The 19,817-nt window shown below is 68.4% G+C and carries 18 protein-coding genes; 12 read left to right on the top strand and 6 right to left on the bottom strand.

Translation table 11 applies throughout. The features are described 5' to 3' along the window. The first annotated feature begins 104 nt into the window (after positions 1-104). On the top strand, positions 105-620 hold the full coding sequence (locus E7T09_RS14370; RefSeq protein WP_136389901.1) for a MarR family winged helix-turn-helix transcriptional regulator: 516 nt from the start codon (positions 105-107) through the stop codon (positions 618-620). Positions 621-654: 34 nt separating this feature from the next. On the opposite strand, the gene E7T09_RS14365 is transcribed toward E7T09_RS14370, so the two are convergent. The 3 genes from E7T09_RS14365 to lepB all read right to left on the bottom strand — a co-directional run bounded on the left by E7T09_RS14365 (position 655) and on the right by lepB (position 2,672). Then, entirely contained in the window at positions 655-1,344 is a 690-nt protein-coding gene (locus E7T09_RS14365; RefSeq protein WP_136389900.1) for a DUF2259 domain-containing protein, read from the bottom strand. Between the two features lie 132 nt (positions 1,345-1,476). Continuing rightward, a complete protein-coding gene (locus E7T09_RS14360; RefSeq protein ID WP_136389899.1) occupies positions 1,477-1,983 on the bottom strand; it encodes a hypothetical protein in 507 nt (168 codons plus the stop codon). Between the two features lie 89 nt (positions 1,984-2,072). Next, a complete protein-coding gene (lepB, locus tag E7T09_RS14355) occupies positions 2,073-2,672 on the bottom strand; it encodes a signal peptidase I (protein WP_240741803.1) in 600 nt (199 codons plus the stop codon). 103 nt (positions 2,673-2,775) lie between these two features. On the opposite strand from lepB, the gene E7T09_RS14350 reads away from it, so the two are divergent. The 3 genes from E7T09_RS14350 (at position 2,776) to E7T09_RS14340 (ending at position 6,690) form a co-directional block, all read left to right on the top strand. Next, positions 2,776-3,105, top strand: coding sequence for an FKBP-type peptidyl-prolyl cis-trans isomerase (locus E7T09_RS14350; protein WP_136389898.1), 330 nt, complete (start codon positions 2,776-2,778; stop codon positions 3,103-3,105). 113 nt (positions 3,106-3,218) lie between these two features. After that, positions 3,219-5,219 carry a beta-galactosidase gene (locus E7T09_RS14345; RefSeq protein ID WP_136389897.1) on the top strand — a complete coding sequence of 667 codons (2,001 nt, stop codon included), beginning with the start codon at positions 3,219-3,221 and terminating at the stop codon, positions 5,217-5,219. Then, positions 5,212-6,690 carry a glycoside hydrolase family 36 protein gene (locus E7T09_RS14340; RefSeq protein WP_136389896.1) on the top strand — a complete coding sequence of 493 codons (1,479 nt, stop codon included), beginning with the start codon at positions 5,212-5,214 and terminating at the stop codon, positions 6,688-6,690. Before E7T09_RS14345 ends, E7T09_RS14340 begins: the two co-directional genes overlap by 8 nt. A 5-nt stretch (positions 6,691-6,695) precedes the next feature. Here the strand turns inward: E7T09_RS14340 and E7T09_RS14335 are convergent, their stop codons facing one another. Further along, positions 6,696-7,775: a LacI family DNA-binding transcriptional regulator gene (locus tag E7T09_RS14335; RefSeq protein WP_136389895.1), complete on the bottom strand. Its 1,080-nt coding sequence runs from the start codon at positions 7,773-7,775 to the stop codon at positions 6,696-6,698. Positions 7,776-8,120: 345 nt separating this feature from the next. On the opposite strand from E7T09_RS14335, the gene E7T09_RS14330 reads away from it, so the two are divergent. The 7 genes from E7T09_RS14330 to E7T09_RS14300 all read left to right on the top strand — a co-directional run bounded on the left by E7T09_RS14330 (position 8,121) and on the right by E7T09_RS14300 (position 17,500). Next, positions 8,121-10,094, top strand: coding sequence for a beta-galactosidase (locus tag E7T09_RS14330; RefSeq protein ID WP_136389894.1), 1,974 nt, complete (start codon positions 8,121-8,123; stop codon positions 10,092-10,094). 74 nt (positions 10,095-10,168) lie between these two features. Continuing rightward, positions 10,169-11,353 carry a maltose ABC transporter substrate-binding protein gene (locus tag E7T09_RS14325; protein ID WP_136389893.1) on the top strand — a complete coding sequence of 395 codons (1,185 nt, stop codon included), beginning with the start codon at positions 10,169-10,171 and terminating at the stop codon, positions 11,351-11,353. A gap of 152 nt (positions 11,354-11,505) precedes the next feature. Next, positions 11,506-12,594 carry a galactose-1-phosphate uridylyltransferase gene (gene galT, locus E7T09_RS14320; protein ID WP_136389892.1) on the top strand — a complete coding sequence of 363 codons (1,089 nt, stop codon included), beginning with the start codon at positions 11,506-11,508 and terminating at the stop codon, positions 12,592-12,594. After that, positions 12,591-13,622, top strand: coding sequence for a galactokinase (galK, locus tag E7T09_RS14315; RefSeq protein WP_136389891.1), 1,032 nt, complete (start codon positions 12,591-12,593; stop codon positions 13,620-13,622). Before galT ends, galK begins: the two co-directional genes overlap by 4 nt. 173 nt (positions 13,623-13,795) lie before the next feature. After that, positions 13,796-15,622 carry a circularly permuted type 2 ATP-grasp protein gene (locus E7T09_RS14310; RefSeq protein WP_136389890.1) on the top strand — a complete coding sequence of 609 codons (1,827 nt, stop codon included), beginning with the start codon at positions 13,796-13,798 and terminating at the stop codon, positions 15,620-15,622. Beyond that, positions 15,622-16,578 carry an alpha-E domain-containing protein gene (locus E7T09_RS14305; protein ID WP_168734856.1) on the top strand — a complete coding sequence of 319 codons (957 nt, stop codon included), beginning with the start codon at positions 15,622-15,624 and terminating at the stop codon, positions 16,576-16,578. Before E7T09_RS14310 ends, E7T09_RS14305 begins: the two co-directional genes overlap by 1 nt. Before the next feature lie 94 nt (positions 16,579-16,672). Next, positions 16,673-17,500, top strand: a complete 828-nt coding sequence (locus E7T09_RS14300) for a transglutaminase family protein (RefSeq protein ID WP_136389889.1) — start codon at positions 16,673-16,675, stop codon at positions 17,498-17,500. 55 nt (positions 17,501-17,555) lie between these two features. Here the strand turns inward: E7T09_RS14300 and E7T09_RS14295 are convergent, their stop codons facing one another. Further along, positions 17,556-18,161 (bottom strand): YIP1 family protein, encoded by a 606-nt coding sequence (locus E7T09_RS14295; protein WP_136389888.1) that lies wholly within the window; start codon positions 18,159-18,161, stop codon positions 17,556-17,558. Positions 18,162-18,321: 160 nt separating this feature from the next. Between E7T09_RS14295 and era the strand changes: the two genes are divergently transcribed. Beyond that, entirely contained in the window at positions 18,322-19,251 is a 930-nt protein-coding gene (gene era / locus E7T09_RS14290) for a GTPase Era (protein WP_136389887.1), read from the top strand. Between the two features lie 69 nt (positions 19,252-19,320). Here era and E7T09_RS14285 read toward each other — a convergent pair whose 3' ends face one another. Next, a complete protein-coding gene (locus E7T09_RS14285) occupies positions 19,321-19,815 on the bottom strand; it encodes a Nudix hydrolase (protein WP_136389886.1) in 495 nt (164 codons plus the stop codon). Between the last annotated feature and the right edge of the window lie 2 nt (positions 19,816-19,817).

Genomic DNA, 19,817 nt, shown 5'->3' with positions numbered 1-19,817 from the left:
AAGTGCTGAGAAACACGCTTTCTGTCAAATCAGGCGTCTCGGCGCGACACCTGACTGACCGGTCGGACTTGACGGCCGTACCTGTGGGCCGCACGATGAAGTGCATGCCAAACCGTTATGCCGGCACAGACGAGGAGCGCGTGGCGCTGGACGCCTACGTCAAACTCTGGCGCGCCGCGCACTCGGTCGAGGTTGCCGCCAACCGCCACCTGACCGAACACAACCTGACGGTCAGCCAGTTCGCGGTGTTGGAGGCGCTGTACCACCTGGGCCCGCTCAGCCAGCGGCAACTGGCCGACAAGATCCTGCGATCCAGCGGGAACCTGACCATGGTGATCGATAACCTCGAACGCGACGGCCTGGTCAGCCGGGAGCGCGTGCCCACGGACCGCCGGGTCATGAGCGTCACCCTGACGTCCAGGGGGCAGCTGCTGATCGCGCGGGTGCTGCCGGAACACGTGGCCACCATCCGCGACATCTTCCGGCTGCTGCCGCCCGACGAGGTTGCCGACCTGGCTGCCCTGACGCGCACCCTGGGCCTCGCTGTCACGCAGCAGCTGGACGACGATCCGCTCCGCGAAAAGCTTCGCGAGCGCCCGATCCTGCTGTCCAAGGCCTGATCAGCATTCCGCCGATCGCGGTCTTTCTGGAAGCTCAGTTCAACGTGACGGCAACAAAGACCGGCTCGGCATCGGGGCCCTCGAAGCCCGGCACGTAGGCCCGGACCGTCAGCAGGGCGCGGTTACCCTGCACGTCAACGCGCTCCAGGGTGTATCCAGCGGCGCAGCGCCGGTCGGCGGGCAACGCGGCGTCCTGGAACACGACCTGACCGTTCACGCTCAGGCGGAAGCCGGCGGGCACCGCTCCGCCGAGCATGTCCGGGTACGGGCAGGTGGACGGCAGGGCGTACACGTCCAGCTCCACGGGTACCGGCTGCGTCCACAGGGGCACGGGCGTCTGCTGGCTCTGCCCGGACGTCACGGCGTCCGACCACTGCGGGAAGGGCGTGGGATACGTGCGGTTGAAGCGCGCCGTGTGGACGCGGCCTGGCTGCAGGCCCCAGGCGGTCAGGCGGGCCGGGGTGGGGGGAGTGGCCAGCACCCATCCCCGCAGGGTGTTGGGGGGCAGGTCGGCCAGGCGTGACCGGCGGTAGAGGGTCACCCCACTGGTCGTGCTGAGCACAGACAGGCTCGCTGTGCCCAGGCCGGAACCGTCCTTCACGCCGGACGTGAGCACGAGGACACGGCCGCCTGTGGCGGCGAAGCGCACATGGTCGACAGGCAGACGCTCGTTTGCGAGGGCCACGGTTCCGGACGCGAGCAGCAGGGCAAGCAGTCGGCGCATGGCCCACCGTAGTCCCTCATCCGAGCGATCCGCTGCACCCGGTACAAGGAAGTGCTCAGTCGGAGCTGTTGATCGGGCCACGCCGACGGAAGCAGGGGCTCGTGCGCGGGGACAGCGGCCGGACAGTGTGGCTCAGCGGAAGCGCAGGGAGGCGAGCACCTTGCTGAACAGGGCGCTGGCCTGCGCGTAGCGGACAGGCGAGTCAGTCAGCTGGAACGAGTAGAGGTTCTTCGCACCGTTGCCGTACCACACGCGCATCCTCAGCTGGCCCCTGGGATGCGTGAGGAGGTAGTGGCGTTCGATACCGCCGACCCCGCCGTACTTCACGGCCGTGCTGGACTGCTGCTTGAGTGTCACGCCGCTGGCCGCCACGCCCGCCTCGAACTTCTTGAATTCCGTGTTCAGATCTACGGTCGCGCCATTTTTCGGGGTGTACAGCAGCCGAACCAGCGTGGCGGGCGGGGCCTTGGCCGACACGACGCTCAGGCCAGCGGCCTTGTCCCCGAAGTCGGCGCCGAGCCACCCTCCGGGCAGCGCGACGGTAAACGGGAGTTTGGGATCGTTGACGAGCACGAGGGTCTGTGCGCTGGCCGTGGACCCGAGCAGGGCGGCGGTCAGGAAGAGGGGCAGGGCCTTCATGTCCGCGAGCGTAGCAGCGGCGCATGAGCACCTCGCCGCAGGGCGCGGCTGGAATTCAGCGGGGCCGGGGGTGATCGCAGGGTCAGTGGTCAACGAGGGATCAGGCCCGGCTGCGGCCACAGGCGCAGATCGGCTGGCCCCGCCACGTCGCGCAGGGCGACCGGGCCGTAGGCGCGGCTGTCGAGGCTCTCGCCCAGGCGGCGGTTGTCGCCCATGACCCAGACCGCTCCGACGGGTACCGTCTGGGCGGGCTGATCCTGCACGAACCCCTCACCGGCGTACGGCTCGTTCAGTGGGTGATCATTGACAGTCACGTGACCGTCGATGATCGCCACGCGGTCGCCGGGCAGGGCCAGCACCCGCTTGATGTTGTAGGCCCGGTGCCGGACGCCCAGCACCGTCTCGTACGCGTAGGGACTGTCTGCCGGGGCCTTGAAGACCACCAGATCGCCGCGCCGGGGGTACGATCCGCCGAGACCCCACGTGCGCTGCCAGCGCGGGTATTTCAGCAGCAGCAGCACGTCCCCGGTGTGCAGGGTCGGGTTCATGGAGTCGCCGTCCACGCGGGCCAGCGTGCCCACGAAGGTGGTCAGCACGTACACCGGCACCAGCGCGCCCAGAATCCACGTGCGCCACGCCACGGCCAGCGGGTGGGCCGTCCGGACAGGAGGTGGAGGAGCGTCGCTCACGGCTGCCCAGGCTAGCACCGGGCGATGTGGGCTCTTGGGCAGGCCTTTAGTCTCGCTTCAGAGTGCGGGGAGAACCGCACGGAGGCAGGATACGCTGACCCGCATGAGCGAGGCGTTGAAGGTCGAGAAATACCACGAGGGCACCGGCGCACCGGCGCAGGCGGGCAAGACGGTTCGGGTTCATTACACCGGTACCCTGGAGAACGGCCAGAAATTTGATTCCAGCCGGGATCGCGGGCAGCCCATCGAGTTCCCACTGGGCGTCGGATATGTCATCAAGGGCTGGGATGAAGGCATCGCGCAGCTGCGCGTGGGCGACAAGGCGAAACTCACGGTGCCCTCGCACCTGGGGTACGGCGCGGCGGGTGTGCCGGGAGTGATTCCCGGCGGCGCGACCCTGATCTTCGATGTGGAACTCGTGGACGTCGGCTGACGAACCCTGATTCTCCTGGCCCCCGTGACCTTGTGGTGCGGGGGCCTTGGTGTTCGTGAGAAAATGGGTCAGCGCCCCACGCTTCTCATATTCTTCTGATTCAAGGATGATCCATGACCGACGCGACTGCTTCCCCTCCGCACCTGCTGCTGGGTTCCTGCGATTACCCGGAACACGTGCCCCGTGACCGCTGGGCACGCTACGCGGCGCAGCAGCGTGACGCCGGCCTGAGGTTCGTGCGGATCGCGGAATTCGCGTGGAGCCGCCTGGAACCCAGCCAGGGGCACTATGACTGGAACTGGCTGGATCAGGCGATCGAGGCGTATCACGCGGCGGGGGTGAAGGTCGTGCTGTGCACCCTGACGGCCACGCCGCCCGCGTGGCTGATCCGCGCGCATCCGGAGATCCTGCCCTATGACGAGCAGGGCCGCGTGCGCGAGTTCGGGTCGCGCCGCCACTACGATTTCGCGTCGCCGGTTTACCGGGAGCACTCGCGGCGCGTGACGCTGGCCATGGCGCTGCGGTACGGGCGACACCCGGCGGTGGTGGGCTGGCAGACCGACAACGAGTTCGGCTGTCACGCGACCTCGCGCAGTTACGGCGGGGCGAGCGCGGCGGCCTTCCCGGAGTGGCTGCGCCGCCGCTACAGCGTCGTGGAGCGCCTGAACGACGCGTGGGGCAACGTGTTCTGGAGCATGGAGTACGCGTCGTTCGACCAGATCCGCCCGCCCATGCTGACGGTCACGGAACTGAATCCGTCGCACGTGCTGGATTACGCGCGCTTCTGCTCCAGCTTGATCGCGGAGTTCCAGCGCGAACAGGTGGAGATCCTGCGGGAGATGTCGCCGGGACGCTTCATCACGCACAATTTCATGATCTTCGAGTCGGGCTTCGACCACTACGAGGTGGCGGCGGGCCTGGATTTCGCGTCGTGGGACAACTACCCGCTGGGCATGCTGGAACAGTTCGCGCCCAGCGGCAGCGGCGAGGACGTCAAGACGCACTACGCCCGCACGGGGCACCCGGACCTGATCGCGTTCAACCATGACATCTACCGCTCGCTGGCGGCGGGCGGCGAGGGCCTGGGCCGCGAGGGACGCGGCACGCCGCCCGGCATGTGGGTCATGGAGCAGCAGTGCGGGCAGGTGAACTGGGCCCCCTACAATCCGCTGCCCGAGGACGGCGCCGTGGCCCTGTGGACCGCGCAGGCCTGGGCGCATGGAGCGGACGTCGTGAGTTACTTTCGCTGGCGTGCGGCGACCATGGCGCAGGAGGTGATGCACTCGGGACTGCTGCGCCACGACGAAACCGAGGATCGCGGGCTGGCCGAGGTGCGCGCGCTGGATCAGGCGCAGTTCCCGACCGGGCCGGTGCCCGCCCGCGTGGCACTGCTGCACGATTACGAGAGCCTGTGGCTGTACGACCAGCAGAAGCACGCGGCCAGCCTGAGCTACTGGACGCAGATGGTCGCGTACCACGGCGCGCTGCGCTCGCTGGGCGTGGACGTGGACATCGTGCACGCGGACGCCGACCTGAGCGGCTACGCGGTCGCGGTCGCCCCGGCAGTCACCCTGGTCTCGGAGATCCGCGCGGCGCGCTGGGCGCAGGCGGTGAACGGCGGCGTGAAGCTGGTGTGCGGCCCCCGCACCGGCTTCCGCATGCCCGGCGGGCAGACCTGGGCCGAGGGACAGCCGGGGCCACTGTCGGGCCTGCTGGGGGTGAAGCTGCTCCAGTTCGACTCACTGCGGCCCACCCTGTCGCAGACCGTGCACGGGTCGTCCGGCGACTTCGAGGCGCACGGGTGGGCAGAAAGTTACCGCCTGGAGGGAGCCGAGGCGCGCTACACCTACGGCGGTGGCCCGCTGGACGGGCAGGTGGCCGTGGCCAGCCAGGGCCACACGACCGTGATCGGCGCGCACAGCGTGGGCCTGATCCGGGCCGTGCTGACCGAGGTGCTGAGCGGGACGGGCGTTCCCACCACGCCGTTGCCCGAGGGCGTGCGCCTGAGCCGCCGGGCCGGGAGAACACTGATTCAGAACTGGAATGCCGAACCGATCCAGTGGCAGGGCCGGACGCTGGCCCCCGTGAGTTTCGAGGTGATGACACATGCCTGAATGGACTTTGATGACCGATCCCACCACCCTGCGCGTGCTGACCAGCGGCTACCAGTCATGGAGCGAGGCCGAGCTGCGCCCCCTGACGGACACGCAGGCGCGGGCCACGATGCACTGGATGGTCGAGCAGGGCAACGATCCCGGGTATCCCCCCAGCGGCGAGGCGGGCGTGTGGCGCAGCCACACCCTGATCGCCCTGATCCGCCCGGATGGCGGCGGCTGGGTGGGCTGCGCGCAGGACGCCACGCACACCTTCACCCACTGGGAGGCCCGCGCCGGGCAGGGCCAGGTGACCCTGACCTGCACCCTGGAAGGGCCGGACGTCCCGGTCGTCTTCGAGGACACGGCGGACGTGATCGGCACCGTGGAGCGCCTGAGTGCCGACCTCGCAACGCACATGCACGCGCGCACCCCCGCCCCACTGCGGGTGTGGAGTTCGTGGTACTCGTACTACCGCGCCGTGACCTTCGAGAACATGCTCCACAACGCCCGCCGCGCCCGCGACCTGAAGCTGCCCTTCGACGTGTTCCAGCTCGACGACGGCTTCCAGGCCGAACTGGGCGACTGGACGGAGCCCTCGGGCTGGTTCGGTGGGCATGCGAAGGATGTCCCCGCCGCCCTGAAGGAACTCGGCTTCCGGGCGGGCCTGTGGCTGGCCCCGTTCCTGGTCAGTCCGAACTCGAAGCTGTACGCGGCGCACCCGGAGTTCCTCCTTCAGGATGACGCGGGCTCACCCCTGCTGCTCGGCAACAACTGGGGCGGCCCGTACGCCACCCTCGACACCACGCACCCTGGGGCGCTCGCGTGGCTGCGTGACCTGGCCGCCACCGTGCGCGGCTGGGGCTACGACTACCTGAAGATCGACTTCCTGTACGGCGCCTCACACCCGGGCCAGCGACACGACCCGGCCGTGGGCCGCGCGCAGGCCTATCGCATGGGACTGGAGGCCATCCGCGAGGGCTTCGGGGACGGCTTCATCCTGGGCTGCGGCGCTCCGCTAGCCACGTCCGTGGGCGTGGTGGACGCCATGCGGATCGGGCCGGACGTGACCCCGTTCTGGGATGACGAATCCCGCCGCGTGCTGCTTGGCGACGGCTCGACCCCCACGGCCCGCAACGCGCTGCACACCTCCCTCTCGCGCTGGTACCAGCACACGTGGTACCAGCCGGATCCGGACGTGATGCTGGCCCGCGCCGAACTGAACCTGCTGTGGCCCCACGAGCGTGAGGCGGTGGCCGGCCTGCTGGACGTCATCGGCGGGCTGCGCGCCAGCAGCGACCCCATGGACATGCTGAACGAGGAGGGCCTGGCCCTGCTGCTCCGGAGCCTGGAGATCAGCACGCCGGACCGACCCCGGACGCTGACCGAGAGCTATGGCGGCGCGGTTACGCACTTCACGCGCGGTACCTTCAACCTGACCGACTCCCCCGTGGATTGCCAGCGCGCCCACACCTACCAGCCGGTGAAGTAGCTGCTTCAGCCGCGTCCGGCCAGGGCGGCGCGCAGTGTGTCCAGGGCGGCCTGCACGGTCTGCCGTTCGCCCGATGGCGACGCGGTGCTGGCCCGCACCACCAGTTCCGGAACCGTCAATACCTGCGGATGCGGCAGGTCTGCGTCGGCTTCCAGCACGGTCAGCAGGTGGGTGAAGGCGCGCCGGCCCAGGGTAGGGAAATCCTGCCGGACGGTCGTCAGGGGCGGAATCAGCAGGGCGCTCTCCGGGGTGTCGTCGTAGCCGACGATGGACACGTCGGCCGGAACATTCAGGCCGCGTTCCCACAGCGCGCGAAGCACCCCCACGGCCATCTGGTCGTTCGCGACGAGAATGGCCGTGAAGGGCACGCCGCCAGCGAGCAGCCGCAGGGTCGCCGCGTACCCGCTGGCCGGACTCCAGTCACCCTCGGCCACCATCACGGGGGTCAGGCCGCGCGCGGCGAGGGTCTGGATCCACGCCTGATGCCGGGCGTTCTCGACCACCGCGTGTCGAGGGCCGTCCACGAAGGCCACCCGCGTGTGCCCGAGTTCCAGCAGGTGTTCTGCGGCAAGCCGCGCGCCGTGGGCCTGATCGAGCAGCGCCGCAGGAACCGGCGTGCCCGGCGACACGTCCATGAACACGCAGGGCAATCCGGGGAAGCGCCGCTGCACTTCCAGCGCGTCGGCACTGTCGAGCGAGGCGTTCAGCAGCACGCCGTCCACCTGCCGTTCGCGCAGGCCGCGCAGGGTATGCGTGGCGGCGCTCAGGCCGTTCGCGGCGACAATGGACACCAGCAGGCTGTACCCGGCCTCGCGGGCCGCCTGCTCGATCCCGGCGGTCAGCTGTGAGGGGGCGTGCAGCGAGAGGTCGTTCGTGGCGAAGCCCACCGAGTACGTGCGTTGCCGCGCCAGGCCTGTGGCAAGCCGGTTGGGCACGTAGTTCAGGTGCGCGATGGCGTCGTTCACGCGGGCGCGCGTGCGGGCGGCCACCTGACCGTTCCCGGTCACGACACGGGACACGGTCTGCTGCGAGACGTCGGCCAGGGCGGCCACGTCGGCGAGGGTGATGGTCTTGCGTTCGGTCATACCCCTCCTTGGATTCCAACAGTGCCGTTAAGGCTAACACCATTACGGCCAGCCGGTATGGTTCAGCCAAACAGGGACATCCGAGTCAGGATCAGTAAGTGAACAACGCCTACGCATTCTCAGAGAATTCGACTTCCAGGCGACCGTTTTCGATAGGCTGAGATTGGCCCGTGTCTTCTTAGCTTCTGCGCCACCATCCCATTCCGCTTCAGCACACAACTGTTAACCGTAACAGTTCATAAGCTCTTGGCACATCTGTAGCCGCCGGCACCGCTGCGTGCCTCCTGCCCCGCACCTCCGTCCTGGACGGTGCCAGGCGTTCTTGTCCCATACCGGGAGCATGTCATGTCATCTGAACCCACTTCACCTGCTTCCCTGCTGCTGGGTGTCTGCGATTATCCAGAGCACGTCTCCCCCGCCCTGTGGGCCGACTTCGCGCGGCAGCAGCGGGAACTGGGACTGTCGTTCGTGCGTCTGGCGGAATTCGCGTGGAGCCGGATGGAGCCCCGCGCCGGCGAGTACGACTGGGCCTGGCTGGATGAGGCGATCCGAGTGGCCGCCGATGCGGGCTTGAAGGTCGTGCTCTGCACGCCGACCGCCGCCCCTCCGGCATGGCTGGTGCAGGCACACCCGGACGTCCTGCCCGTGGGCCGTGACGGTCGTGTGAAGACCTTCGGTTCCCGCCGCCACTACGACCCGGCCAGTCCGGTGTTCCGCGAGCACTCGCGGCGGATCACGCGCGCCTTGGCCGAGCGCTACGGGCAGCATCCGGCCGTGATCGGCTGGCAGACGGACAACGAGTTCGGCTGGGGCGACACGGCGCAGACGTACTCGCCGGCGGCGCAGGACGCCTTCCGCATGTGGCTGGAGGCCCGCTACGGCACCCTGGACGCCCTGAATGAGGCTTGGGGCAACGTGTTCTGGAGCATGGAGTACAGCGACTGGGCGCAGATTCCCCTGCCCGGTCAGGCGGTCGCGGCGTGCAGTCCGTCGCACACGCTGGACTTCATGCGCTTCACCTCGGGCCTGATGGCGTCGTTCCAGGCCGAACAGGTGGACATCCTGCGCGAGTGCTCGCCCGGCCGCTTCGTCACGCACAACTTCATGGGGTTCTTCAGCGCCTACGACCACTACGAACTGAGCGAGGGCCTCGATTTCGCGTCCTGGGACTCGTACCCGACGGGCACGCTGACGGCCATCGACGAATGGCAGGTCCTGGCGCCCGAGGTGGCCGTGACCTACGCCCGCACCGGGCATCCGGACATCACGGCCTTCAACCACGACCTGTACCGGGGTCTGACCCGCCGGGGCCACTGGATCATGGAGCAGCAGTGCGGGCAGATCGACTGGGCGCCCAGTAACCCGCTGCCCGCGACGGGCGCGGTGGAACTGTGGACCGCGCAGGCGTGGGCGCACGGCGCGGACGGCGTGGCGTATTTCCGCTGGCAGGCCGCCACCATGGCGCAGGAACTGCTGCACTCGGGTCTGCTGCGCCACGACGGCACCCCGGATCGCGGGTACACCGAGGTGCAGGGCATCGACCCGGCAGCCTACCCGCTGGCGCCGGTGGCGAACCGTGTGGCGCTACTGCACGACTACGAGAGCCTGTGGGCCTACAACGCGCAGCCGCACGCCAGCGGGATGAACTACTGGGCGCAGACCTTCGCGTACTACCGGGCGCTGCGTGCGCTGGGCGTGGACGTGGACATCGTGCACCCGGACAGCGACCTGGGCGGCTACGGCGTGATCGTCGCGCCCGCCCTGACGGTCATGACGCCGCAGCGCGCCGGGCACCTGACTGAGGCCGCCACGCACGCCAAGGTGGTCTTCGGGCCGCGCACGGCGCTGCGCGGACGGTCGGGCCGAGCGCAGGACGGCGGGGGCTTTGGGCCGCTCTCGGCGCTGTTGGGCGCGCGTCCGCTGAACTTCGACTCGCTGCCAAATGGCCTGGAGCAGGCCGTGATGCTCGCGGATCGCACGTACGCCGCGCGCCTGTGGGCTGAATCCTACGATCCGCAGGGCGCGGACACACTTGCGACCTACGCAGGCGGCCCGCTGGATGGGCAGGCCGCCGTAATCCGGCACGGCAACGTAACCGTCATCGGCGCGCACAGCGTCACGTTGATCTCCTCAATCTTGACTGAACTGCTGGAGGAGGCGGGGATCGAGGTCACGCCCCTGCCGGAAGGTATACGCCTCTCCCGACGCGGCGACCTCACCCTCGTTCAGAACTGGACGGCTCACGCGGTGACGTGGCAGGAACAGGAACTTGCTCCAGTCAGCAGCCGCGTGCTGACCCCGGCGATGGTCAGCCGGTGAATCCTCACCGCTCCGACCTTCCCGGCACGCCCCCACCCCATACGACCCACCCCGTTTCCTTCAGGAGGAACCCCATGAACAGACTGCTCTCCATCACCGCGCTCGTGCTCGCCTCGCAGGCCTCGGCCGTCACGCTGACCGTCTGGAACCACTTCACGGACGCCGCCGAGGTCGCGTGGATCCGCGCGCAGGCCGCCGCCTTCCAGAAGGCCACCGGCAACACCGTGAACATCGTGGCCCTGCCGCTCGACCAGATTCCGGACAAGCTGCTCCAGTCCGCGCCCAAGGGCCAGGGGCCGGACATGGTCGTGACCCTGCCGCAGGACCGGCTGGGCCAGCTGGCGTCGGCGGGGATCATCGAGCCGCTCGACAAGTACCTGACCTCGAAGACCGATCTCGACAAGACGGCCCTGAGCGCCATGACCTACAACGGCAAGCTGTTCGGCCTGCCGATGTTCGCGGAGTCTGTGGCGCTGATCTACAACAAGAAGATCGTGCCGACCGCGCCGACCACCTGGGACGAATTCATCAAGGTGGCGCAGGCGAACACCGGCAACGGCAAGTTCGGCTTCCTGGTGGACCTGACGAACGCCTACGCGAATTACGGGATCTTCAGCGCGTACGGCAGCTACATCTTCAAGAATACCGCGGGCACCCTGAACGTGAAGGACGTGGGCATCGGCAACGCGGGCGCGCTCAAGGCCGTCAGCCTGATGAACGACCTGCGCTACAAGTACAACTTGGTGCCCGAAGGCGTGACCGCCGACGCCGCCAAGGGGGCCTTCGTGGACGGCAAGCTGGGCATGCTCATCACCGGCCCGTGGGACATGGGCGACATCAGGAAGGCGGGCATCGATTACGGCATCACCACCCTGCCGACCCCTCCCGGCGCCACGTCGAAGTGGTCACCGTTCGTGGGCGTGCAGGGCGTGATCCTGAACGCGTACGGCAAGAACAAGGCGGTCGCGGCCCAGTTCGCGAAGATGCTGGTCACGCAGGACTCGCAGACGACCTTCAACCAGGCGGGCGGGCGCATCCCGGTCAGCCTCGCCGCCCGCACGAAACTCAAGAGCAATCCCATCGTACAGGGCTTCGGGAAGGCCATCTCGGCCGGAACGCCCATGCCCAACGTGCCGCAGATGGGCGCGATCTGGGGGCCGTGGGGCAGCGCGGTCGCACAGAGCGTCCAGAAACCCAACCCGGATTACCGCTCGATCCTCGACGGCGCGCTGAAGGAAGTCAGCAGCAACATCAAGTAAGCCCTCCCAGCTAAGGGCCCTGGAACCCAGCCTGACCGGCCGAAGACCCCGGCCCAGGCTGGGTTCCTTATTGGGCTCCTCATGTAGACATCCGCCGCGTTCCGGGCGCCCGGAAACGGAGGGGCCTTGCGGGGAAAGGTAGGATATTCACCATGTATCAAGAGGATTTCACGAAGCCCGACGGACGGTCACTGACGCTGTACGGCCTGCAACCTGTCCGGGTAGACAGCGAGATTCCCAGCCCCAGCACCGAGCCGGTCGACGCGCGCCCCGTGATGCGCTGGCATCCGCTGCGCGGCGAGTGGGTCATGTACGCCGCGCACCGCATGGGCCGCACCTTCCTGCCCCCACCGGAGTACAACCCGCTCGCGCCGACGAGTGATCCGGAGCACCCGACTGAACTGCCACGCGGCACCTACGACCTCGCGGTGTTCGAGAACCGCTTCCCCAGCCTGACCCTGAACCCCCCGCAGCCCGATCCCGGTCCGGCCGAGACGCGCGCCGGCGTGGGCGCCTGCGAGGTCGTGGTATTCAGCCAGGATGCCACCGGGCGGCTGTGCGACCTGTCGGACGCGCGGATCGACCTGCTGCTCCAGGTGTGGGCCGACCGCACGACTAGGCTCGCGGCGACCGGGAAAATCAAGAGCGTGCTCGCCTTCGAGAACCGGGGAGTGGAGGTCGGCGTGACGCTGCACCACCCGCACGGGCAGATCTACGCCTACGACCACATTCCGCCCGTGCAGGCGACCATGCTGCGCAGCGCCGAGTCGTACCTCGCGGATCTGGGCCGCCCGTGGCTCGCGGACTTCGTGCCGGAAGAGCGGGCTTCGGGCGAGCGGATCGTGCGGGATGACGTGGCCGCCCTGAGCGTGGTGCCGCCCTTCGCGCGCTACACCTACGAGACCTGGGTCCTGCCAGCCCGGCCGGTGGGCCTGCTCTCGGAACTCACCGAACCGGAGCGTCAGAGCTTCGCGCGGGTGCTGCGGGACGCCCTGCGGCGGCAGGACGGGCTGTTCGGCGGCCGCATGCCGTACCTGATGACCGTCCATCAGGCCCCGCTGGACGGCCCGCACCCGGCCTTCCCGCTGCACATCGAGATCTACCCGTACCTGCGCGCGCCGGGCCGCATGAAGTACCTCGCGGGCACCGAGCAGGGCGCCGGGGAATTCGCCAACGACAAGTACCCGGAGGCCGCCGCCCAGGAACTCCGCGCCGTGAAGCTGGAGGGGGGTGACCAGTGAGCAGCTTTGAAACCCTCTTCGGGCGCGCCCCCGAGGCGACCGCGTCCGCGCCCGGCCGCGTGAACCTGCTGGGCGAGCACACCGACTACCAGGGGGGGTTCGTGCTGCCCACCGCGATTCCGCAACGCACCACCGTCAGCGTGGGGCGCAACGGCACGCAGGAGCACGCGCTGCACTCCGCCAACAGCCACAAGACCCTGCGTGTGCCGGTCGGCGAGACGGGCACCGATTTCGCGCCGTACCTGACCGGGTGCCTGAACCTCAGCGGCGTCACGGAGGGCCTGGACGTGTTCGTGCAGGGCAACGTTCCCAGCGGCGGCCTGAGCAGCAGCGCGGCGCTGGAGGTCGCGACCCTGCGAGCCCTGAGAACGCTGTACGGCCTGGAGCTGGACGACGTGGCGCTGGCCCTGCGCGGCGTGCAGGTCGAGCACGAGTTCGTGGGCGTGCAGTGCGGCGTAATGGATCAGATGGCGTCCAGTCTGGCCGACACGACCACCATGCTGCTGATCGACACGCGCAGCCTGGAGCGCCGCGCGGTGCCCTTCCCGGCGGGCGCGGAGGTGCTGGTCATCGATTCCGGCGTGCCCCGCCGCCTGGCGGAGAGCGGCTACAACGAACGCCGCGCCCAGGTCGAGGAGGCCTCGCGCCTGCTGGGCGTGAAGGAATTGCGGGATGTGACGGACGTCTCGGCGCTCGATACCCTGCCGGAGCTGTTGAAGAAACGCGCCCGCCATGTGGTCAGCGAGAACGCGCGCGTGCTCGCCGGCCTGGGCGCGGACGCGGCGGCCTTCGGTCAGCTGATGAACGCCAGCCACGCGTCCCTGCGCGACGATTACCAGGTCTCGCACCCGCAGGTGGACGAGCTGGTCACGCTGCTCCAGGCCCACCCGGACATCTTCGGGGCGCGTATGACCGGCGCGGGCTTCGGCGGCGCCGTGGTGGCGCTGGTGCGCGCAGGCCAGGCGGTGGCCGCCGCCGACGCGGTGCTGCTCAGCTACGGCCCGGACGGTCGGCGCGTGGTGCCCTGAGCGCCGTGGGCGCAGGCTACTGAGCCCCTTTCCGGTCGAATTCAGCGTGCGGGGCCGTCCAGTGGGCGGCCCCGCCGTCCTGCAACCGGTGCGGAAGGTGGACAGCGTCGGCCCGCCCGGCGCACCCAGCCGCTATCTTCCGTGTCAGGGATGCGCCCAAGGAGGCCAGACGCATGAAGTACGAGCCGGGGAGCAGGTTCTTTGACGAGATGTTCACTGCACAGGGCGAAGTCCGGCCGCATTACCAGGGCGTCCTGGACTACCTCGACCGGCTGGGCGTGCGGGAATTCCAGCGCCGGCACGAACTGCTGGATGTGGCCTTCCGCAACCAGGGCATCACCTTCACCGTGTACGGCGACGCGCAGGGCACCGAGCGCACCTTTCCCTTCGATCCGGTACCGCGCATCATTCCGGCCAGCGAGTGGGCCCACGTCGAGGCGGGCCTGACCCAGCGGGTGAAGGCCCTGAACGCCTTCCTGCGCGACATCTACTCGGCGGCGGAGATCCTCGGGGACGGCGTGATTCCGGCCGAGCTGGTGTACACGTCGGTGCACTTCCGCCGCGAGGTGCACGGCGTGATGCCGCCGCAGGGGCTGTACACACACATCGTGGGTACCGACCTGATCCGCGACGAGCAGGGCGAGTACCTGGTGCTGGAGGACAACCTGCGTTCGCCGAGCGGCGTGTCGTACCTGATGGCCAACCGGCAGGCCATGACCCGCATCTATCCGGGCATGTTCGAGAACCAGGGCGTGCGGCCCGTGCAGCAGTACGCGACCGAGCTCCAGAAGCTGCTCTCGTCGGTCAGCCCCAGGGAGCATGGCACAGTGGTGGTGCTGACGCCGGGCATGTACAACAGCGCGTACTTCGAGCACGCGTTCCTGGCGCAGCAGATGGGCGTGGAACTCGTGGAAGGCCGCGACCTGTTCGTGGACTCGGGCCGCGTGTGGATGCGCACGACCGGCGGCCGCCAGCAGGTCGACGTCATCTACCGCCGCGTGGACGACGATTTCCTGGATTCCCTGGCCTTCCGGCGCGACTCCTCGCTGGGCGTGCCGGGTCTGGTCGAGGTGTACCGGCAGGGGCGCGTGGCGATCGCGAACGCCATCGGCACCGGCGTGGCCGACGACAAGGCCGTGTACGCCTACGTGCCGGACATGATCCGCTACTACCTGAACGAGGAACCGATCCTGAACAACGTGCCGACGTTCCTGGGCTGGAATGCCGAGCACCTCGACCACATGCTGGCGAACGCGCCGGAACTGGTGTTCAAGGCGGTCGGCGAGGCGGGCGGCTACGGCATGCTGATCGGCCCGGCGGCCACCGCCGCCGAGATCAGCGAGTACCTGGAGAAGGTGCGGGCCAATCCGCGCGAGTTCATCGCGCAGCCGGTGGTGGGCCTCTCGAGGCACCCGACCTTCTACCCGGACAGCGCCGAGTTCGAGGGCGCGCATATTGACCTGCGGCCCTACGTGCTGTGCGGCGACCCGGTCACCATCGTGCCGGGCGGGCTGACGCGCGTGGCGCTGCGCCGGGGCAGCCTGGTCGTGAACTCCAGCCAGGGGGGCGGCAGCAAGGACACCTGGGTGCTTGATCATGACGGCCCGGCCCTGCCGTCTGGCATGAGCCAGCTGATGCAGGGCGACGTGACCGGCGCGCCGGGCTTCCAGGCCCAGTCCCAGTCGCAGTTCCAGGGGGGCTTCGGTTCCGTGCCGATCGACGCGGCGCAGGAACCGCATGGCGCGCTCTCGCCGGAGCACGCGCAGCGGCGGGAACGGGTCGCCGAGGAAGCGCAGATTGAGGCGTACGAGCAGAGCCACGACCCACCGCCCCCGACCCCGCCGGACGCCAAGCAGCACCAGTCCCAGAGTCAGTCGCAGTCCGGAGGCGGCCGCCAGTCGCAGGGGCAGTCCCGGTCGCAGGGCCCGGTGGACTCGCCGGGCGGCCATTCCTACCAGCAGCAGCTGGAAAAGGACGAACTGACCGGAGGTGAGGGCTGATGCTGCTGCTGTCGAGGCTGGCCGAAAGCCTGTACTGGATCGGGCGGTACATGGAACGCGCCGAGAACACCGCCCGGCTGCTGAACGTGAACTACTACGCCACCCTGGAGATGACCGGGCGCGGTCGGGAGCACTGGGCGCCGCTGCTGGAACTCACGGGCGGCGAGGCGGAACTGCGCGCCAAGTACGGCCGGCTGGACGCGCGCTCGATCTCGTCATGGATGGCCTTCGACCGCGACAACCCGAATTCGATCGCCAATTCGCTGGTGCGCGCCCGCGAGAACGCCCGTGGGCTGCGCGACCGGATTCCCAGCGAGATGTGGGAGAGCCTGAACCGCGCGTACCTGACCCTGTGCTTCGAGAACGGCGACATCCTCGACCGGGACGGGCTGTTCGAGTACTGCGTGGCGGCGCGCGACGCCTCACAGTTCTTCTTCGGGATCGCCTTCGCGACCCTGCCGCGCGATGAGGGCTGGTCGTTCCTGCGGGCCGGGCAGACCCTGGAACGCGGCGACAACACCCTGCGCGTGCTGCAAAACCGCCTGAAGGACGCCGCGTCGAGCGCCCGGCGCAACGATCCGGCGGGCCGCATGTTGCAGGACCAGCGCTGGGTCAGTGCCCTCAAGGGCGCAAGTGCCTACGAGGCCTACCGCAAGAGCGTGCACAGCGGCATCAATCCGATCCTGATCGCGGAGTTCCTGCTGCTCAACGAGTATTTTCCACGGTCCGTGCGCTACAGCGCCGAGAACCTGCACGACGCCCTGGTGCAGATCGACCAGCACCATCCGGGCGCCCATCCGGAGATCCTGAAACTGTCCCGCTGGCTGGTGGCCCGGCTGCAGTTCGCGTCGGTGGAGCACATCGTCCAGGACGAGTACCCGTCGATCGAGGAACTGCTCAGCGATTTCAACCAGGTGGGCGCGGCGATCAACGCGGCGTATTTCGAGCAGGAATGAGGATCAGCATCACGCTGTCCCACACATCCGAACAGGTGTGGCCACATTCCTGCCACACTGCCCGGCAGGGCCAGTCCGGCTAGGGGCACTTCTTATGCGCTGCGAGATCCGTCATACCACCGAGTACCGTTACCCTGTTCCCGCGTGGGATTCCTTCAATCAGGTGCGCCTGCACCCGTCGCAGGAGGCGCGGCAGAGCGTGCGGTCTTTTCACCTGCACGTGGCGCCGGACGCCGACATCACCTCCCGCAAGGACTACTTCGGGGCGATCGTACACAACGTGCACGTGCACGAACCGCACACGCACCTGGTCATCGAGGCGCAGGCGATCGTGGACACGCACGCCATGCCCGCGCCGCCGCACACGCCCCTGAGCACCCTGCGGGCCGAGCGGCGGCGCAACACCGAGTTCCTGGTGGCCAGTCCGCGCGTGCCGTCGGGCGACTGGCCGGAGATCTTCGGCGTGACCCGTCCGGGGCCGGACGATGACCTGCCGGACTTCATGATGGGCCTCACCACGTACCTCTACCGGCGCTTCACCTACGACACGAAGGCGACTGGTGTCCGGACGCCCCTGGCCGAGTTCGCCCAGCATGGGCGCGGCGTGTGCCAGGATTTCACGCACGCCATGCTCGGCATCACCCGGCAGCTGGGCATTCCCGCGCGGTACGTGAGCGGCTACCTGTACTCGGGCGGCGAGATGAAGGGCGCGGAGGCCACGCACGCGTGGGTGGAGGTGCTGATCCCCGATTACGGCTGGCTCGGGTACGATCCCACCAACAACTGCGTGGCGCAGGAAAAGCACGTGAAGATCGGGCATGGCCGGGAGTACAGCGACGTTTCCCCGGTGCGCGGCACGTATTACGGTGGCGGCAAGGGCGAGCTGGACGTGGCCGTGCACGTGTACGGCGAGCAGCAGTAGGCCGGCATGGGAATGGGGCGCCGCCGTCCTGGCCGCGCCCCTGGGAAGGTGAGGATCAGTTGCCGCTGATGGCCCGGCCGACCGCGAAGATCGAGGCGAAGAAGGCCGTGACGGCGCCCGCGACCAGGAAGCTGGCCAGCCACGAGAGCACCAGCGTGGCGATGGCCTGTCCCTGGTCGCGGAGGTTCATGCTGGACTGCGCGGCCAGAAAGCCGAAGTAGATCATCACCAGTCCGATCAGGAACGACACCAGCCAGCCCAGGATCGGGATGATGCCGATCAGGGTGCTGACGATGCTCAGGGGCACGAAGAACAGCGCGAAGGAGTACGCGACCTCGGGGTAGGTGCCGGTGCCCTTGAAGAGGTTCTTGCCGATCAGGTAGACCGCCCCGGTGAAGATCAGGAACTGCACAGGGATGATGATCAGGCGCGAGATCAGCTGGCCGAAGAAGGACACGTCGGTGTGGAACAGCGCGAAGAACGCGGCGATCACAGCCGACACCACGGCCGCGACCATCACGTACAGCAGCGCGGCATTCAGGTTGCCGCGGCGCTCGTAGCGCTCGAAGGTGGCGGGGCTGGGCTGCGAGAGCACGGCCACGCTCTGGGCGAACATTTCCTGCACCTGGGCGCGGGCATCGGTCTGAACTGGGCCTCTCATGCCCCACAGTACGGCCCGCAGGTCAGCCACGTTTCCTCACCGCATCTTAATGAAATCTTTATTCTTGGGCGGTGCGCCGCCATCGCCCGCGGTGCGCCCGAAGGACAATCGTGCCCGACCCGGCAGCGTCGATCTCACCCTCCATGAGACAATGCCCGCGATGACTGATCTTCACATGACCTCCGACGACACGCCCACGGACACCCACAGCGGGTTCGTGGCCATCGTCGGCAAGCCCAACGTGGGCAAGAGCACCCTGCTGAACGCCTTCCTGAACACCAAGGTCGCCCCGACCAGTCCCCGCCCGCAAACCACCCGGCGGGGTGTGCGCGGCATCCACACCACCGACACGCACCAGATCGTGTTCGTGGACACGCCCGGCGTCCACAAGCCCAAGGACGCCCTGGGCAAGTACATGAACCACGAGGTGCACGCGGCCCTGGCAGATGTGGACGCCATCATCTGGGTCGTGGATCTGCGCCACCCACCCACCGACGAGGACTCCCTGGTCGCCCATCAGGTTCGCGAGCTGCCCAAACCGCTGTATCTGATCGGCAACAAGCGGGACGTCGCCAAGTATCCCGAGGAAGCCATGAAGCTCTACCGTGGGCTGCTGGAAGGCCGCAGCGCGGAAACCAGCGAGCTGATGCTCTCCGCACAGAACGACCCGGTCGCCGTCATGACCCTGCGTGAGCAGGTGCTCGAAGCCCTGCCCGAGAACCCCTTCTTCTACCCGCGCGGCGGGGCCTCCGACCAGACCCGCGAGATGTGGGCCGCCGAGATCATCCGCGAGGAGGCCATGAAGAAGCTCCGCGACGAGCTGCCCTACGCGGTGGCCACCCGCGTGAACAGCTGGACGGAACGCGAGGACGGCCTGCAACGCATCGAGGGCGAGATCGTCGTCGAGAAGAACGCGCACAAGGGCATGGTCATCGGCAGCGGCGGCAAGCAGCTCCGGGAAATCGGGCAGGCGGCCCGCAAACAGCTGGAAGTCTTCCTGAACCGCAAGGTGTACCTGGGCCTGGAAGTCATCGTGATCAACAACTGGCGCGAGGACGAGGAGGCCCTGCGCGAACTCGGCTACGAGTAAGCGCAGCCACCCGCTGTCCTGACCGCCTCCTCCCCGCAAGGGGAGGTCGTACTTTCTCCGGTCTGCCGATCAGGGCGAGGGCGGGATATCCGACCGGAGGATTCGCAACCGTTCCCCCAGCGCGTCCTCGTAGAACAGTCTGGTGTGGTACATGCGGATGTGTCCAGCCTCGTACAGGGCGTCGAATTCGGCCTTCGGAACGAACCGCACCTCGGTCACCTCGTCCGGCAGGACGGGCTGGAAGGTCGAATCCGGGAGTGCCTCGGCCAGCCACGCATGCCGGAGCACCGGCTCACCGTCTAGGAAGCGGCCCACGTACGCGGCGAGGAACCTCAGCAGCCGCACGCGCACGCCCGCTTCTTCCCACGCCTCGCGCACGGCGGTGTCCTGCGGATTCTCGCCGTCCTCGACCGTGCCGCTGGGAATATGCCACAGGCCGGCCTTCTGCCGCTGCCCGGGGACGCCATTCTCGCGCACCAGCAGGATGTCCCCGGCGTCGTTCAGCACGACCACACCGGCGGCGCGGTGCGTGACCGGCGTATGGAGTTCCGGGCCGAACTGCACGA

Source organism: Deinococcus sp. KSM4-11 (genome assembly GCF_004801415.1).
Taxonomy (GTDB): domain Bacteria; phylum Deinococcota; class Deinococci; order Deinococcales; family Deinococcaceae; genus Deinococcus.
The sequence above is the reverse complement of the archived record's forward strand: the minus strand, read 5'-3'. Positions and strand labels throughout refer to the sequence as shown.